At 71.7% G+C, this 16,012-nt stretch carries 10 protein-coding genes and 1 pseudogene; 3 read left to right on the plus strand and 8 right to left on the minus strand.

Annotated features, from left to right (window positions below; genetic code table 11):
* Positions 1-26 precede the first annotated feature (26 nt).
* The 6 genes and pseudogenes from trxA to dnaK form a co-directional block, all read right to left on the minus strand.
* A complete protein-coding gene (gene trxA, locus ACSHWO_RS04875) occupies positions 27-485 on the minus strand; it encodes a thioredoxin (RefSeq protein ID WP_438310177.1) in 459 nt (152 codons plus the stop codon).
* Positions 482-3,121 carry an ATP-dependent chaperone ClpB gene (gene clpB / locus ACSHWO_RS04880; protein WP_385804611.1) on the minus strand — a complete coding sequence of 880 codons (2,640 nt, stop codon included), beginning with the start codon at positions 3,119-3,121 and terminating at the stop codon, positions 482-484. Before clpB ends, trxA begins: the two co-directional genes overlap by 4 nt.
* Entirely contained in the window at positions 3,112-3,519 is a 408-nt protein-coding gene (locus ACSHWO_RS04885; protein ID WP_438310178.1) for a chaperone modulator CbpM, read from the minus strand. Before ACSHWO_RS04885 ends, clpB begins: the two co-directional genes overlap by 10 nt.
* A complete protein-coding gene (locus ACSHWO_RS04890; protein ID WP_438310179.1) occupies positions 3,516-4,469 on the minus strand; it encodes a DnaJ C-terminal domain-containing protein in 954 nt (317 codons plus the stop codon). The genes ACSHWO_RS04885 and ACSHWO_RS04890 overlap by 4 nt, the downstream gene beginning before the upstream one ends.
* A gap of 6 nt (positions 4,470-4,475) precedes the next feature.
* Positions 4,476-5,095: pseudogene (locus tag ACSHWO_RS04895) on the minus strand (nucleotide exchange factor GrpE).
* Between the two features lie 9 nt (positions 5,096-5,104).
* Positions 5,105-7,000, minus strand: a complete 1,896-nt coding sequence (gene dnaK / locus ACSHWO_RS04900; protein ID WP_438310180.1) for a molecular chaperone DnaK — start codon at positions 6,998-7,000, stop codon at positions 5,105-5,107.
* 241 nt (positions 7,001-7,241) lie between these two features.
* Between dnaK and ACSHWO_RS04905 the strand changes: the two genes are divergently transcribed.
* A complete protein-coding gene (locus ACSHWO_RS04905; protein WP_438310181.1) occupies positions 7,242-9,071 on the plus strand; it encodes a PucR family transcriptional regulator in 1,830 nt (609 codons plus the stop codon).
* Between the two features lie 561 nt (positions 9,072-9,632).
* Here the strand turns inward: ACSHWO_RS04905 and ACSHWO_RS04910 are convergent.
* A complete protein-coding gene (locus tag ACSHWO_RS04910; RefSeq protein ID WP_438310182.1) occupies positions 9,633-13,286 on the minus strand; it encodes a hydantoinase B/oxoprolinase family protein in 3,654 nt (1,217 codons plus the stop codon).
* A gap of 164 nt (positions 13,287-13,450) precedes the next feature.
* Here ACSHWO_RS04910 and ACSHWO_RS04915 point away from each other — a divergent pair, with 164 nt between their 5' ends.
* The gene (locus tag ACSHWO_RS04915; protein WP_438310183.1) at positions 13,451-14,500 is read left to right on the plus strand and encodes a hypothetical protein; all 1,050 of its coding nucleotides are present in this window, start codon (positions 13,451-13,453) and stop codon (positions 14,498-14,500) included.
* A 41-nt stretch (positions 14,501-14,541) separates the two neighbouring features.
* On the opposite strand, the gene ACSHWO_RS04920 is transcribed toward ACSHWO_RS04915, so the two are convergent.
* The gene (locus ACSHWO_RS04920) at positions 14,542-15,180 is read right to left on the minus strand and encodes a hypothetical protein (protein ID WP_438310184.1); all 639 of its coding nucleotides are present in this window, start codon (positions 15,178-15,180) and stop codon (positions 14,542-14,544) included.
* A 504-nt stretch (positions 15,181-15,684) separates the two neighbouring features.
* Between ACSHWO_RS04920 and ACSHWO_RS04925 the strand changes: the two genes are divergently transcribed.
* A complete protein-coding gene (locus ACSHWO_RS04925; protein WP_438310185.1) occupies positions 15,685-15,930 on the plus strand; it encodes a DUF1918 domain-containing protein in 246 nt (81 codons plus the stop codon).
* Positions 15,931-16,012 lie beyond the last annotated feature (82 nt).

Below are 16,012 nucleotides of genomic sequence, written 5' to 3' on the forward strand. Positions count from 1 at the left end.
CGTCCTCCAAGGTGACCGCACCGTGTTCACCCTCCTGCAGTGGGTTGCCGGCCCGACATCGCCCGCTCGACCCACGCGCGCAGAACGTGTGCGGGTGCCGCGCCGGCCTGCCGGGCGACCTGCTCGCCCTGGTCAAGGACGAGGAGGGTCGGAACGGCCTGCACTTCGAACCGGCGGCTGAGCCGCGGGTTCCTGTCGACGTCGACCTTGACGAGCTTGATCCGTCCGGCGAGGTCGCGGGCGACCTGTTCGAGGGCGGGGCTGACCATGCGGCAGGGGCCGCACCAGGTGGCCCAGAGGTCGACGACCACGGGGACGGTGGCCCGCTCGGCCACCTCGGCGAAGTCGTCGTCGCCGGCGTCCACGAGCCAGGGCAGCGGCTGCTTGCAGTGGCCGCACCTGGGCCGTCCCTCGGCGGCCACGGGGATCCGGTTGCCGCGCCCGCAGTTCGGGCAGGTCACCGTCGTCGTCCGGGTGGTGTTCACGCCGCCCTCGCTTCCTGGAACCCCTCCTGCTGGTCGTAGGTGACCACCAGCTCTCCGTGCTCGGCGTCGACGCGCACCGTCGCACCGTCCTGGACGTCGCCGCGCAGCAGGGCGCGCCCGACCAGCGTCTCGACCTCGTGGGAGATGTAACGCCGCAGCGGCCGGGCCCCGTACACCGGGTCGTAGCCCTGGTGGGCGATCAACTCCCTTGCAGCATCGGTGAGTTCGACGGTGATGCGGCGCTCGGCGAGCCGTTGCCGCAGCTCGTCGAACTGCAGCTCCACGATCCGCTCGATCTGCCGCTCACCGAGCGGCTTGAACAGCACGATGTCGTCGACGCGGTTGAGGAACTCCGGGCGGAAGTGTCCGCGCAGCTCGCCCATCACCAGGGCGCGGGCGTCGGGCTTGATCTCACCCTCGGCGGTGGCCCCGTCGAGGAGGTGCTCGGAGCCGATGTTGGACGTCATGATGATCACGGTGTTGCGGAAGTCGACGGTGCGGCCCTGAGCGTCGGTGATACGGCCGTCATCGAGGATCTGCAGCAGAGTGTTGAAGACATCAGTGTGCGCCTTCTCGATCTCGTCGAACAGCACGACCGAGTACGGCTTGCGGCGTACGGCCTCGGTGAGCTGGCCGCCCTCCTCGTAGCCGACGTATCCGGGCGGTGCGCCCATGAGCCGGCTGACGGTGTGCCGCTCCTGGTACTCACTCATGTCGAGCCGGACCATGTTCTCCTCGGAGTCGAACAGGGCCCGGGCGAGGGTCTTGGCCAGCTCGGTCTTCCCGACGCCAGTGGGGCCGAGGAAGATGAAGGAGCCGATGGGGCGGCGGGGGTCGCGGATGCCGGAGCGGGCGCGGATGATGGCGTCGGCGACGAGCTTGACGGCCTCGTCCTGGCCGATGACGCGCTCGCGCAGGATCTCGTCGAGGCGCAGCAGTTTCTCGCGTTCGCCCTCCTGGAGGCGGGCGACGGGGACACCGGTCCAGGCGGCGACGATCTCGGCGATCTCCTCCTCGGTGACGACCTCGCGCAGCAGCCGGTTCTGCCCTTGTTTGACGGCCAGTTGCTCCTCCTCCGCGGCGAGTCGGCGCTCCAGGTCCCGGAGGCGGCCGTAGCGGAGTTCGGCGGCGCGGTTGAGGTCGTAGGCGCGTTCGGCCTCCTCCGCCTCGTGGCGGACCTGCTCCAGTTCCTGGCGCAGCTCCTGCACGCGGCGGATCGCCTGCCTCTCGGCCTCCCACTGGGCGTGCTTGGCGTCGGCCTCGGCGCGCAGGTCGGCCAGTTCCCTGCGCAGCTCTTCCAGGCGGGCCGCACTGGCGGGGTCGGTCTCCTTCGAGAGGGCGGCGTCCTCGATCTCCAGGCGGGTGACGCGGCGGGTGATCTCGTCGAGTTCGGCGGGCATGGAGTCGATCTCGGTACGGAGCCGGGCGCACGCCTCGTCCACGAGGTCGATGGCCTTGTCCGGAAGGAACCGGTCGGTGATGTAGCGGTGGCTGAGGGTGGCCGCGGAGACCAGGGCGGTGTCCTGGATCTTCACGCCGTGGAAGACCTCCAGACGTTCGCGCAGTCCGCGCAGGATGGAGATGGTGTCCTCCACGCTCGGCTCGTCGACCACCACCTGCTGGAAGCGGCGTTCGAGGGCGGCGTCCTTCTCGATGTGCTTGCGGTACTCGTCGAGGGTGGTGGCGCCGATCATGTGGAGTTCTCCGCGCGCGAGCATCGGCTTGAGCATGTTGCCCGCGTCCATGGCGCCTTCGGCGGCACCCGCGCCCACGACGGTGTGCAGTTCGTCGACGAAGAGCAGGATGCGCCCCTGGGCGGCCTTGACCTCGCTGAGCACGGCCTTGAGGCGTTCCTCGAACTCACCGCGGTACTTGGCCCCGGCGACCAGGGAACCCATGTCCAGGGCGAACACGATCTTGTCGCGGAGTCCTTCGGGCACGTCGCCGCGGACGATGCGCTGGGCGAGGCCCTCGACGATGGCGGTCTTGCCGACGCCCGGGTCGCCGATGAGGACCGGGTTGTTCTTGGACTTGCGGCTGAGGATCTGGGTGACGCGGCGGATCTCGGCGTCCCGGCCGATGACCGGGTCGAGCCTGCCGGCCCTGGCCTCCACGACCAGGTCTCGGCCGTACTTCTCCAGGGCTTCGTAGGCGACTTCGGGGTTGGCGGAGGTGACGCGCTGGTTACCGCGGACCTGGGTGAGCGCGCTCAGGAACGAGTCCCTGGTGATGCCGGCCTCTTTGAGCAGGCGCCCGGCCTTGGTCGAAGAGCCCTCCTCGGCAAGGGCGAGCAGGAGGTGCTCCACGGACACGTACTCGTCCTTGAGGCGTTTGGCCTCCCGTTCGGCGGCATCGAGCAGGCGGGCGAGGCGCTGGGTGACGAAGACCTGGCCGGGTGAGGCGCCGGGGCCGGTGACCTTCGGACGGCGGGAGAGTTCCTCGCGCACGGCCGCGCGCAGTTCGCTCGGCTCGGTGCCGGCCTGCTGCAGCAACCTCGGGATCAGACCGTCCTCCTGGTCGAGGAGTGCGAGCAGCAGGTGTTCCCCGTCGACCTCGGTCTGCCCCATGCTGACGGCCGCGGTCTGGGCTTCCTGGAGGGCTTCCTGGGACTTCTGGGTGAGGCGGTTCATGTCCATGGCGGGTTTTCACTCCTCGTGCCGCGCCCTCGCAGGGCGGCTTCGAGCAGGCTGATGCGATCGAGCAGGTCGAGCACCAGGCCGATCGAGGCGTAGTTGAGGCAGAGTCCGGAGCGCAACCGCTGGATGCGGGCGAGCACTGCCGGGGCCGTGGGGTCGAACACCAGCTGCCCCCCGGCGTCGCGGTCGGCGTCGACCAGTCCGAGGGCGACGAACCGGCGGATCAGGTCGGGGTGGAGGCCCGAGAGACGGGCCACGGCGTCCAGGGAGAGTCTGCGGACGGGCACGAGCGCGTACCGGACGGCCGTCGAGGCGGTGATGTCGGCGCCCGTTCGTACCGGACGGTCGCCCAAGCCGGCCCGGCCGGTGCCTGCCGCTTCCGCGGGTCGGTCGTTCATCGCATCCTCCTGGGGTCGAACGAGGAAGTGGCGGCGAGCTCCTCGAACAGTTCGCGCTCCCGGTCGCCCAGGGTGGGCGGCACCATGACGCGGAGTTCGGCGTACAGGTCGCCGTCGGCACCGCGCGGGTTGGGCATGCCCTCGCCGCGCAGCCGCAGTCGCCGACCGCTGGACGAGCCCGCCGGCACGGTGACCTTGGCCGTACCACCGCCCGGGGTGGGCACGGGCACGGTCGCGCCCAGGGCCGCCTCCCAGGGAGTGACCGGTACCTGGACGTGGACGTCGCGGCCGTCCAGTCGGAACTGTGGGTGGGGCTGGATGCGCACCCGCAGGTACAGGTCGCCTCCGGGGGCGTCACCACTCCCCCGACCGCCCTCCCCCGCCAGCCTTATGCGCTGTCCGTCGGTGACGCCCGGCGGCACGTTGACCTCGTACCGCCGCGGCTGCCCGGTGGGCCCGGCGAGCGTGACGGCGCGACGGCCGCCCCTGAACGCCTCCTCCACGGTGAGCGGCAGCTCGGCCTCCTGGTCGGCTCCCGGTACACCGCCGCGGGCGGCGCCTGCTCCGAAGCTCGAGCCGAACAGGTCCCCGATGTCGATGTCCTCCGCTGCGAAGTCGTCGCCGAAGCCGGTGGCGTACCGGACTCGGGGGCCGCCCGCGCCCGCGGTCCTCCGGGCGCGGAAGCCGCCGCCCGCGCCGGCCGCGACCCGTTCGTCGAAGTCCTCGGGGATCTTGCGGAAGTCCTCGCCGAAGCGGTCGTAACGGGCCCGGGTCTTCGGGTCCGACAGGACGCTGTAGGCCTCGTTGAGGTCCTTGAAGCGTTCCTCCGCCCCCGGGTCCTTGTTGACGTCGGGGTGGTACTTGCGGGCGAGCTTGCGATAGGCCTGCTGGATCTCGTCCTGGCTCGCGGTTCGCGACACTCCCAGCACTTCGTAGAAGTCCTGTGCCATCGCCGGTCACTCCCGCTTCGCGACGGTCACGGCGGCGGGTCTGAGCTGCCGTTCGCCGTCCCCGTAGCCCGGGCGCAGCACGTCGACGACCGTGCCCGGCGAGGCGTCGGGGTCCTGGACGACGCCGATCACCTCGTGCCGGGCCGGGTCGAACGCGACGCCGGTCTCCGCGTGCCGCGCGTAGCCGAGCAGTTCGAGGACGTTCACCGCCTGGTCGCGGACCGCCTGGACGCCCTCCACGATGGCACCGGGATCGGCGCCGGCATGGGTCAGGGCGAGTTCGAGGTTGTCCAGGACGGGCAGGAAGGCGGCGGCCGTCCGGGAACGCTCGGCCGTCCGCTCCCGCTCCAGTTCCCTGGCGTGGCGCTTGCGCAGGTTGTCGAGGTCGGCGAGCGCGCGCCGCCAGCGGTCCTCCAGTTCCTCGAGCTCGGCCGTGTACTCGTCCTCGGACGGTGCGGTGCCGCCGCCGGCCGCGCCGGGGCCGGGTTGCTCGTCCGTGACGGGCCCCGCCCCGTCGGCGGGTCCGAGCGCGGCAGATCTTCGGGGGAAGGGCCTACGGCGCCCTCCGAGGCCGGATCGGTGTGCTCGGGCACGGCCGGGTCGGGTTGCTCGGGGTGGATGGGCATGGCGGTTCCTCAGTCCCTTTGGAACTCGGCGTCGATGACGTCGTCGTCACTGCCACTCGTGGGACCGCCGGTGGTGGGGTCCTGCCCGGGTCCGCCCGTGTCGGCGGCGGAGCCCCGGTGGGCCGCCAGCCCGGCGAGCAACTGCTGGAGTTCGGAGGTCAGGGGCCGCACGCGCTCGACGCCCGCCTCTTCCTTGACCGCAGCCCGGGCATCGGATACCAGCATCTCGGCGCGTGCCTTCTCGTGCGCGGGGGTCGTGTCGCCCAGCTCCGTGAGGCTCTTCTCGACCTGGTAGGCGACGGCGTCGAGCTCGTTGCGGGCGTCGACGGCCTCGCGGAGTGCCTGGTCCTGGCCCTGGTTGCGCTCGGCCTCCTGGACCATGCGTTCGACTTCACCGCGGTCCAGGTTGGAGCTCTCGCTGATGGTGATGCCCTGTTCCTTGCCAGTGTCCCGATCGCGGGCCGTGACGTTGAGGATCCCGTTGGCGTCGATGTCGAAGACGACCTCGATCTGTGGTTCGCCCCGTGGCGCCGGTCGGATGTCGGTGAGCTGGAACCGCCCCAGCACCCGGTTGTCGGCGGCCAGCTCGCGCTCGCCTTGGAGGACGACGATGTCGACGGCGGGCTGGTTGTCCTCGGCGGTGGAGAAGGTCTCGGAGCGGCGCACCGGGATGGTGGTGTTCCGCTCGATGATCTTCGTCATCACACCGCCGCGTGTCTCGACACCCAGCGACAGGGGGGTGACGTCGAGCAGCAGGACGTCCTTGACCTCGCCCTTGAGCACCCCGGCCTGGATCGCGGCGCCCAGGGCCACGACCTCATCGGGGTTGACGCTCATGTTGGGTTCCTTGCCGCCGGTCAGCCGGCGGACGAGGGCCTGAACAGCGGGGATGCGAGTGGAGCCGCCGACGAGGATGACCTCGTCGATGTCGCTCTCGCCGACCTTGGCATCGGTCATGGCCTGCTGGACCGGTCCGAGGCACCGCTCCACCAGGTCGCTGGTGATCTGTTCCAAGGTGGACCGCATGATCGAGTCGGTGAGGTGCTTGGGGCCCGCGGCGTCGGCGGTGATGAACGGCAGGCTGACCTGCGTCTGCGTCACCGAACTCAGCTCGGTCTTGGCCTTCTCCGCCGCCTCGAACAGTCGCTGCAGCGCCTGCGGGTCCTTGCGGAGGTCGATGCCGTTCTCCTTCTGGAAGTCGTCCGCGAGGTAGTCCACCAGGCGCCGGTCGAAGTCGTCGCCGCCCAGGTGGCTGTCACCGGCGGTGGAGCGCACCTCCACCACGCCGTCGCCGACGTCGAGGATGCTCACGTCGAAGGTCCCGCCGCCCAGGTCGAAGACGAGGACGGTCTCGTGCTGCTGCTTGTCCATGCCGTATGCGAGGGCTGCGGCTGTCGGCTCGTTGATGATCCGCAGCACCTCCAGTCCGGCTATCCGACCGGCGTCCTTGGTGGCGGTGCGCTGGGCGTCGTTGAAGTAGGCGGGCACCGTGATGACCGCCTCCGTGACCCGTTCCCCCAGCTGTCTGGAGGCGTCCTCGGTGAGTTTGCGCAGCACCTGGGCGCTGATCTCCTCAGGTGCGTACAACTTGTCGCGCACCTTGAAGCGGGCCGCCCCGCCGTCGCCCTCGACGACGTCGTACGCTACCGCCCTGGCCTCGTCGGAGATCTCGTCGAAGTGCCGGCCGATGAACCGCTTGGCCGAGTAGATGGTCCCCTTGGGATTGAGGATCGCCTGGCGCCGGGCCATCTGGCCCACCAGACGCTCGCCGGTGTCGGTGAAGGCCACGACAGACGGTGTCGTGCGGTTGCCCTCGCTGTTGGGCACCACGGACGGCTCGCCGCCCTCCCACACAGCGATCACCGAGTTCGTGGTACCCAGGTCGACACCCACTGCCTTGGCCATGAGAAATCTCCTCCCGGTGCGGCGGTCCTGCGCCGACTCTCCGGATCACGTGCGTTCAGGTGCGGGTTGGATCTCCGCCGGTGGTCCGCAGCACGCGGAACAGCCGTACAGCCTCGTCGGCGACCTCCTCGTCCGCGACGACCTCGTACCGGCTCGGCTGCCGATGCCCGCGGAGGCTTCCGCACCCTGTCCAGGGTGGCCGGCCGGGTGGCTTCGCGCCTGCTCCTGACGGGTCAGGATCATGGCCGGCAGCCGGGCACGCAACGTGTACGGCCGCTGCTCCGACCGGGAGGGCAGCCTTCCGCCGGGTAGCGCCGGGCGGCACCCCACGCATGCACGGAGAGAGCTGCGCCCATCCGCTACGAGTCCGGTCGACCATGGCCTCCACCGGCTGGAGTTGCTTTCCCGCGCCCTGTTCGAAGCCTCGAACGAAGGCGAGATCCTGCGCCTGGCCATGCACCACGTGGCCGCCGCCGGGCCGTACTGCGCCGAAGCCGGATACCTCGAGGTCGACGGTGACCTGGTCCCCAGTCCGAGGAACGGTCAGACCCATGCCGCATCCGTGGACCGGAGGGTTCGGGAGCTGGAGGGGCAGGACGGCCCTGTGACCGTGCCCGGCAGGCCCTGGGGCTGGGCTCTGGGGCTGCGCGGGCTGGAGAGGCTTCACGGATACCTTGTGGTGACGTCCCCAGCCCGCCCCACGGGGGCCCAGCGGTCCCTGCTCGCCACGCTCGTCCGGCACACCGCTGCTGCTCTGTCAGTCGCTTTCGCGCAGCGCCGCCGACGCGAGGACGCGCTGGAGCTCCACCGGCTCAGGACGGAACGCGCCACTCTTCAGCAGCAGCTGGTCTCCGTGGTGGCTGAGCTGGGGTACCAGCAGGCCGTTCACGCGCTCATGGCCGACATCGCCGCCTCCGGCGGCGGTGCGGAGGCCGCCACGCGCGCACTGCATGAGCTCACCGGACTTCCGGCGCTGGTCGAAGACCGCTTCGGCCGGCTGAAGTCCTGGTCAGGTCCCGGCCGACCCGACCCCTACCCGGAACCGGACCCCGTGCGCCAGAACGACATGCTGCACGCCGTCGCCCGGGAGTTCGGGCCCGTACGGATAAGGGACCGGCTGATCGCTCTGGTCCGCCCACACGGTGAGATCCTGGGCGTGCTGGCACTGGTCGATGCCTTGGACGAGGCCGACGAGCACACCGTGTTCGCGCTCGCACACGCCGCCACGTTGCTCGCCCTGGCGCTGGCGCACCTGCGCAACCTGGCCGAAGTGGAGCTGAGGCTGCACCGCGAGCTGGTCGACGACCTCCTGGCGGGGACGGACGCCGCGAGCGCCTGCGCTCGGTCCGAGGCAGTCGGACACGACCTGCACCGCAGCCACTACGTCGTCGTCGTGGAGTGGTCGAACCGGACCGCGGATGATTCGTTCGCCCAGACCGTGGGCCGGGCGGCCTCTGCCATCGGCATGCGCTCGCTGCTGACCCGACGCTCCGACCACATCGTCCTGGTCGTCGACGACAGGCCGCACGCTTGCGCGCTGCACGAGGCGCTCGCCCGGGAGACCGGAACACGGTCCGGGACGATCGGGGTGAGCGCCCCTTCCGACTCCGTGCCCGACATCCCCCACCGCTACCAGGAGGCGCAGCGCGCCCTCGAAGTGCGCCTCAACTCCCGCGAGCGGTACGGGACGACCTTCTTCGACGAGCTCGGCCTGTACCGCAGCCTGGGACCTGGCGCCGATCACCAGGAACTGGAGGCGTTCGTTCACGAGTGGCTCGGGCAGCTCATCGACTATGACTCCCGGCATCACGCGGCCATGGTGGAGACCCTCTCCCGCTACTTCGACTGCGGCGGCAACTACGACGAGACCGCCGTATCCCTCGCGATCCACCGCAGCACGCTGCGCTACAGGCTGCAGCGCATCCGCGAGATCAGCGGCAACGACCTCGCGAACGTCGAAGACCGGCTCAACCTCCAGGTGGCGACCCGAGTGTGGAAGATCGTGCTGGGCGGCGGCCGTGAACCAGGAGAGCCCGGATCTCAAGGTCGGTCTGCTGGGCCTCTCCGGTAGGAACGCCCACGACGGGAACGCGTGCGCCGGGCGCGCTGCCTGGCGCCGGCGTCCCTCAGCCACCTGGACTCGCTCCTGCAGCACCACATCTTCCCGGCCCTCGGCACGCGCAGGATGAGCAGCTCGACCACAAGGTCGTCGACGGGTTCATCCGCACCATGGAGCGGAACGGTGTCGGCCTGGCAGCCCAGTCCAATGCCCACGACAGGTGTCCGCTCCGGAGACGCCCGTCGTCTGCGCCGACATACCGGTCTCCGCGCCCAAGCTGCCCGCGCCCCGGGGCCCCATCCGGCCGGGACCGTCCTCGCCCGGGCTGACCAGCTCGCTGCCTACCTCGACGAGTTACCCATGGGCCTTCCCCTCACACCCTGGGTCGATACCCCGGACACCGTCGGTACCTCCTCGACCGGACCCTGCGCCTGGATCCCGCAGCGTCGCCGTCGAGGTCCAGGACGGCCGCGTCATCCTGCACGGCGCGGTGTGCCTCAAGAGCCTGATCCCGGTGGTCGAGCGGCTGTGCCGCATCATCGACGGTGTCGTCCACGTGACCGCGCGCCTGGCCTACGAGACCGACGGCACGACACTGCCGTAGCCACCGCCGCCGGGTGTGCGCAGTACGAACACGTCCCCGGGGCCCACCGCCACGGAGCCGCAGCCCGCCATGGGGACCACGGTTCCGTCGGCCCGCTCAACATGGTGGGTGCCGAGGGCGCCCGGGGCCCCGCCCGCCATCCCGTACGGTGGTACGCGCCGGTGTCCGGAGAGCACGCTGACCGTCATCGGCTCGCGGAAGCGGATCCGGCGCACCACGCCGTCGCCTCCGTGCCAGCGGCCTGCGCCGCCGCTGCCGGTGCGTACGGAGAACTCCTCGACCAGGACGGGCAGCCGCAGCTCCAGCACCTCCGGGTCGGTCAGGCGGGAGTTGGTCATGTGCGTCTGCACGGCCGAGGCGCCGTGGAACCCGGGGCCGGCCCCGGCGCCGGAGGCGACCGTCTCGTAGTACTGGTGGTGTTCGTTACCGAAGGTGACGTTGTTCATGGTGCCGCTGCCCTCCGCCTGGGCGCCCAGCGCCGCGTACAGGGCCCCGGTGACTGCCTGGGAGGTCTCGACGTTCCCGGCCACGATGGCGGCGGGCGGCGCGGGGGCGAGCATCGAGCCGGGCGGGGCGATGATGCGCAGCGGGCGCAGGCAGCCGTCGTTGAGCGGGATGTCCTGGGCGATCAGGGTACGGAATACGTACAGCACGGCGGCCGTGACGACCGAGGTCGGGGCATTGAAGTTCGTGTCGAGCTGGGCCGAGGTGCCGGTGAAGTCGACGGTGGCGGAGCGCTGTTCGCGGTCCACGGTGACGCGCACGGCGATCACGGCGCCGGAGTCGGTCTCGTAACCGTACGCGCCGTCGGCGAGGGTGTCGAGGGCCTCGCGGACCGCGTCGGCGGCGTTGTCCTGGACGTGCCGCATGTACGCCTGCACCACGTCGAGGCCGAAGTGGCGGATCATCCGGGCGACTTCGTCGACGCCCTTGGCGTTGGCGGCGATCTGGGCGCGCAGGTCGGCGAGGTTGGTCGCGGGGTCGCGGGAGGGGTGGCCGGACCCGGTGAGCAGGTCGAGGGTCTCGGCCTCGCGCAGCCGGCCGTCCTGGATCAGCAGCCAGTTGTCGAACAGGACACCCTCGTCGTCGATGCGGCGGCTGTCGGCCGGCATGGATCCGGGGGTCAGGCCGCCGATCTCGGCGTGGTGGCCGCGGGAGGCGACGAAGAAGAGGATGCGGTCCTCCTGCGCGGTGCCCACTTCGCCGAAGACGGGGGTGATCACGGTGATGTCGGGCAGGTGGGTGCCGCCGTGGTACGGGTCGTTGACCGCGTAGGCGTCGCCGGGCCGCATGGTCCCGGCGCGGCGGCGGACGATCTCGCGGACGGCGGTGCCCATGGATCCCAAGTGGACGGGGATGTGCGGTGCGTTGGCGACGAGGTTGCCCTCGGGGTCGAACAGGGCGCAGGAGAAGTCCAGCCGCTCCTTGATGTTGACGGACTGGGCTGTGGCGGCGAGCCGGGCGCCCATCTGTTCGGCGATGGAGACGAACTGGCTGTTGAAGATCTCCAGCATGACCGGGTCGGCCCGGGTCTCGACCTCGGCCGCGGCGGGGACCGCTACCCGTTCCAGGCGCAGGTGGCCGGGGTCGGTGACGGTGGCCTCCCAGCCGGGGTCCACGACGGTGGTGGCGTTCACCTCGGTGATCACGGCGGGTCCGCGGACCACGACGCCGGGCCCCAGCCGCTCGCGCTCGCGGAGCGGGACGGTCAGCCAGGCCCCTCCGGTGTGGAGGCGGGTGGTGGGGACGGTCGCATCGTCGTACGCCACCCCATCGGCCCCGACGGCTTCGGGGGGCCCTCCAAGGTGGCCGAGGTCGGGCTGCGGGGTCAGGCCGCGGGCCTCGACGGACAGGGCGTCGACCACCACGGGCCGGTCCAGCAGGAACGAGTAGAGCCCGCGGTGGCGTTCGGTGAACTCCCTCCCCATCACCGCGGCTTCGGCCAGCGGTACGGTGACGGGCGTGTCGGTGCCGTCGTAGCGGAGCCGGACGGTGCGCGTGACGCGTACGAGGTCGTCGGGGACCTCCTCATCACGCAGCACGGCGCGGGCTGCGTCCTCGAGTTCGGCGGCGGTGGCGGTGACCCGCGCCATGTTCGCCTCTGTCAGGGGTAGTTCGACGGACCGTTCGCGTACGGTCGTGGTGTCCGCGAGGCCGATGCCGAGCGCGGACAGGACCCCGGCCAGGGGCGGTACGAGTACGGTGCGGATGCCGAGCGAGTCGGCGACCGCGCAGGCGTGCTGGCCGCCGGCGCCGCCGAAGGAGGTCAGCGCGTACCGCCGGATGTCATGGCCGCGCTGTACGGAGATCCGCTTGACGGCCGCGGCAACGTTCGCGACCGCGACCTGGAGGAAGCCCTCGGCCACCTCCTCCGGGGTCCGGCGGTCGCCGGTGGCCTGGTGGATTCGGTCGGCGAGGGCGGTGAACTCCTTGCGCACGACGGCCTCGTCGAGGGGCTGGTCGCCGCCGGGGCCGAAGACGTCCGGGAAGTGGGCGGGTGAGACGCGCCCGAGCATCACGTTGGCATCGGTCACCGTCAGTGGACCGCCCGCGCGGTAGCAGGCCGGACCGGGGTGCGCACCCGCGGAGTCGGGGCCGACCTGGTAACGGCCGCCCTCGAAGCGCACCACGGAGCCGCCGCCGGCGGCAACGGTGTGGATGTCCAGCATCGGTGCCTGGAGGCGGACCCCGGCTACCTGGGCGGTGGACACCCGCTCGTACTCGCCCGCGAAGTGCGAGACGTCGGTGGACGTGCCGCCCATGTCGAACCCGATCACCTGGTCGTGGCCGGCCTGCTGCGAGAGCCGGGTCATGCCGACGATGCCGCCGGCCGGTCCTGACAGGACGGCGTCCTTGCCTCGGAAGTGGCCTGCGGCGGCCAGGCCTCCGTTGGACTGCATGAACATCAGCCGGACACCGTCGAGCTCCTGTGCGACGTGGCGTACGTACCGGTCGAGGACCGGAGAGAGGTACGCGTCGACGACGGCGGTGTCGCCGCGCGGGACGAGCCGGGTGAGCGGCCCGGTGGCGGAGGAGAGGGAGACCTGGGTGAAGCCGAGGCGATCGGCGAGCTCGCCGATCGCCCGCTCGTGGGCGGGGTGCAGGGCGCTGTGCAGGCAGACCACGGCGACGGCGCGGATGCCGTCCTTGTACGCGCGCCGCAGGTCGGCGGCGAGGGTGTCGAGGTCGGGCGGGCGCAGGACCTCGCCCTCGGCTGTGACGCGTTCGTCGACCTCGATGACGCGCTCGTACAGGGGCTCGGGGAGGACGATCTCGCGGGCGAAGAGGTCCGGGCGGTTCTGGTAGCCGATCCGCAGGGCGTCGCGGAAGCCCCGGGTGATGACGAGGACGGTGCGTTCGCCGGTGCGCTCCAGCAGGGCGTTGGTCGCGACGGTGGTGCCCATGCGTACCGCCTGCACGGCAGCGGCGGGGACCGGCTCGCCCGGGGGCAGGCCGAGCAGCGTGCGGATGCCTTCGAGCGCGGCGTCGCCGTAGCGGGCGGGGTTCTCGGAGAGGAGCTTGAGGGTACGCAGGCGGCCGTCGGGCGCCAGCGCGACGACGTCCGTGAAGGTACCGCCCCGGTCGATCCAGAACTGCCAGCCGGTCCGTGCGCTGGGGGGCATGCCGACGGCCTCCTTCCCTCGCTCTCTGCGCCGGCGAGCCGCCGCCGGGCCGTGTCCAGCATGGCCGGTGCGAGCGGGGCGTGCGAGCCTGGAGCGCCCGGATGTCTTTGCGGTCGGGCGCGCTCATACTGGACGGACACCGCGATCCCGGGAGGTGGCCGGCCGTGATCCCCCTGAGGCTGGGCGTCTGCCGCGAGACCACCCCCGGGGACCTCCGCGTGGCCCTCGTCCCGGGCGCCGTGCACGAGGTCCAGGCCCTGGGCCTGGACGTACTGGTGGAGACCGGTGCCGGCGAGGGGGTCCGGCTGCCGGACCGCGCCTACCGGACGGCGGGTGCCGGGGTTGCCCCCCGCGAGGAGGTCCTCACGAGGGCGGACGTCGTCGTGGGCCTGCGGCCTCCCGCCCTGTCCGCCGACTCCCGGTTCCGGCGGGGGCAGGTGGTGGTGGCGCTCGTCGATCCGCTGAGCACTCCGTTCCAGGTGCGGCGATGGGCCGACGACGGAGTCACCGTGATCGGACTCGACCTCGTACCCGAGGGGCTGGACGTGGCCCGTGCCGTGGATGCCGCCGCCTCCCTGGAGCGGTTGGCCGGCTACAAGGCTGCTCTGCTCGCGGCGGACCTCCTGGACCGGCCGGTGCCGGGCGGAGACGGTCCCGGGTTTCCCGAGGCCGCCGCCCGGGCCCTCGTCATCGGATGGGGTCCCGCCGCGTGGCAGGCGGCGCGGACCCTGCGCGACTGCGGGGCGGAGGTACGCGTCGAGGATGGCCGTCCCGGTAATGGGCTGCCGGGAGCCGAGAGCACGGACATCGTCGTGACGGCGGTCCGGCCCCGCCTGCCGGGGCGGCCTCCGGTCCTGGTGACAGCGCGGGCTCTCGCGACCATGCGGCCCGGCTCCGTGGTCGTCGACGCGGCCGCCGGGCCCGACGGCGGCAACGTGGTGGGAGCGCGACCCGGGACCGTGTCGACGACGGGACCAGGGCCGACGGTGGCCGGGGCTCGCCCGCTCGCCAAGTGCCTGCCCCAAGCGGCGTCCGTAGCCTTTTCGCGCCATGTCGTCGCGCTGCTGGGTTGCATCGTCTCGGACGGGGTGCTGTGGATCGACCCGTCGGACCCCGTGCTGGCGGCGGTGCTGGTCACGCATGGCGGACTGGTGCGGCAGCGGGACGTCTGGCGCTCGATCCTGGACCAGACCGCGCTGGCCGGCCTGCCCTGAAGGACGCGGCCTGGCCGACAGCGGGCTTCGGGGCCGGTGGATCACCCCCGAGGGGCGCCCTCGCGCAGCATTGCTGCGATGCGGGCCATCGCGGCGGCCCGGTGGGCGCACTCCTCGTAGCAGCGGCCCAGCACGGCCGCGTCGACCGCGTCGCGCACGGGACAGACCGTGCCGCCCGTCAGCAGCAGGCGGCTCAGCCCTCGCTGGCGGGCGGTGACGTCCGCCAGGTCCCGGTCCATGACGGCCGGGGGCGCGGCCAGTTGGAGGACGTCGCGGGCCCGCGCCAGCAACCGGAGGCACGCCTCACCGAGGTCCCCTACCGGCACGCGGACAGGTGCGGCGAGGCGGGGCCCGGAGCTCCGGGCCCCGGCGATCTCTCCCACCTGCTCGATCAGTACGCCGATGCGCGCCACGTCCTCCGTCACGTAGAGCGCCGTGAGAACGGACTCGCGGTCCCTCTCCTGAGGCCCGGCGCCGAGTTCCGTGGCTGCGAGGTCGTCAGCCTCGCCCCGCAGGGCCCGCAGCGTCCTGCCTAGGTCCGCCATCCGTCGCACGGTGTCCACACCGCCCGCCGCCCTGACCACGTCACTGGCGATGCCCAGTGCGGCATGCGTCTGCTGCAACAGGCTCGCCACGCGGGCGACGTCCCGATCTGTCCGGGTGCGAACCGGGTCCGCCACGTGCAACTCCTCATCCCTGTCGACCGGCTCCGCTCGTTCTCCGGTCAGGCATGTTCCAGCGTCTCCCTGCCATCGGGTGGCCAACCACGCATTGTGATGGGTCTGCCGTGCCCTTCGCCCGCGCCACGCCGGTGTGTCGCCCGCTTCGGGGCATCCCGGACCGTGTCCGAGGTGGCCAGTGAGCGGGGGCGTCAGGGTTTCAGGCCGCCGGGGTCACCGGACAGGGGCGAAGCTCACAGCGCCGCCCGCGCGAATGGCCTCCACGGCGCTCTGGTGGATCGACCGGCTCGCCTGCGGATCGGGGCAGGCCACGGGCTGCTGGCCGAGGCGTATCACTCCCCGCCCGCCTCGTACTGGACCGCGACGCGGGCTTGGCCCTGCTCCCACACGGTGCGGTGCGCACCGTCAGTTCGCGGACAGGTGCTTGTACAGAGGTTCGAGGAAGGAAGGCCTCATGGCCACTCCCGGTCGGGCTCTCGACACCACGTGCATTGGCGCCCTCCGATGTCGCCGTACCGGGGCGCGTTTGGGCCGGCGTGCGAACACGGTTCGTTCCAACTCCAGAATGCCCCCGCGGTACGAGCCGTGCCGCGTCCGACGCCGGCACTCGGCCACGACGGTGAGCCGCCCTACCGGGTGCGCTACGAAGACGGTCACGAGACAGAGATCTTTCCCGGCGCGGGATGTGTGACCGAGACCCGTCCGGCATCCGGATCCCCGGCCTGGCAGCCGCACCGGGAACGGCGGTGAGCGGCGGTTCTTCGCCGGACTGAGGAGGGAGGTACGGCGGTCAGGGCGTGGGCCCGGCCGTACGCCCCGCCTTGCGGGATGA

The organism is Streptomyces pallidus (ex Mingjun et al. 2026), assembly GCF_051550185.1.
Lineage (GTDB): Bacteria > Actinomycetota > Actinomycetes > Streptomycetales > Streptomycetaceae > Streptomyces.

Bases quoted from the DNA above. Each gene is read 5' to 3' on its own strand.
- clpB (WP_385804611.1), bottom strand. From the start codon at position 3,121: ATGGACATGAACCGCCTCACCCAGAAGTCCCAGGAAGCCCTCCAGGAA.
- ACSHWO_RS04885 (WP_438310178.1), bottom strand. From the start codon at position 3,519: ATGAACGACCGACCCGCGGAAGCGGCAGGCACCGGCCGGGCCGGCTTG.
- ACSHWO_RS04890 (WP_438310179.1), bottom strand. From the start codon at position 4,469: ATGGCACAGGACTTCTACGAAGTGCTGGGAGTGTCGCGAACCGCGAGC.
- dnaK (WP_438310180.1), bottom strand. From the start codon at position 7,000: ATGGCCAAGGCAGTGGGTGTCGACCTGGGTACCACGAACTCGGTGATC.
- ACSHWO_RS04905 (WP_438310181.1), top strand. From the start codon at position 7,242: ATGGCCGGCAGCCGGGCACGCAACGTGTACGGCCGCTGCTCCGACCGG.
- ACSHWO_RS04910 (WP_438310182.1), bottom strand. From the start codon at position 13,286: ATGCCCCCCAGCGCACGGACCGGCTGGCAGTTCTGGATCGACCGGGGC.
- ACSHWO_RS04925 (WP_438310185.1), top strand. From the start codon at position 15,685: ATGTCGCCGTACCGGGGCGCGTTTGGGCCGGCGTGCGAACACGGTTCG.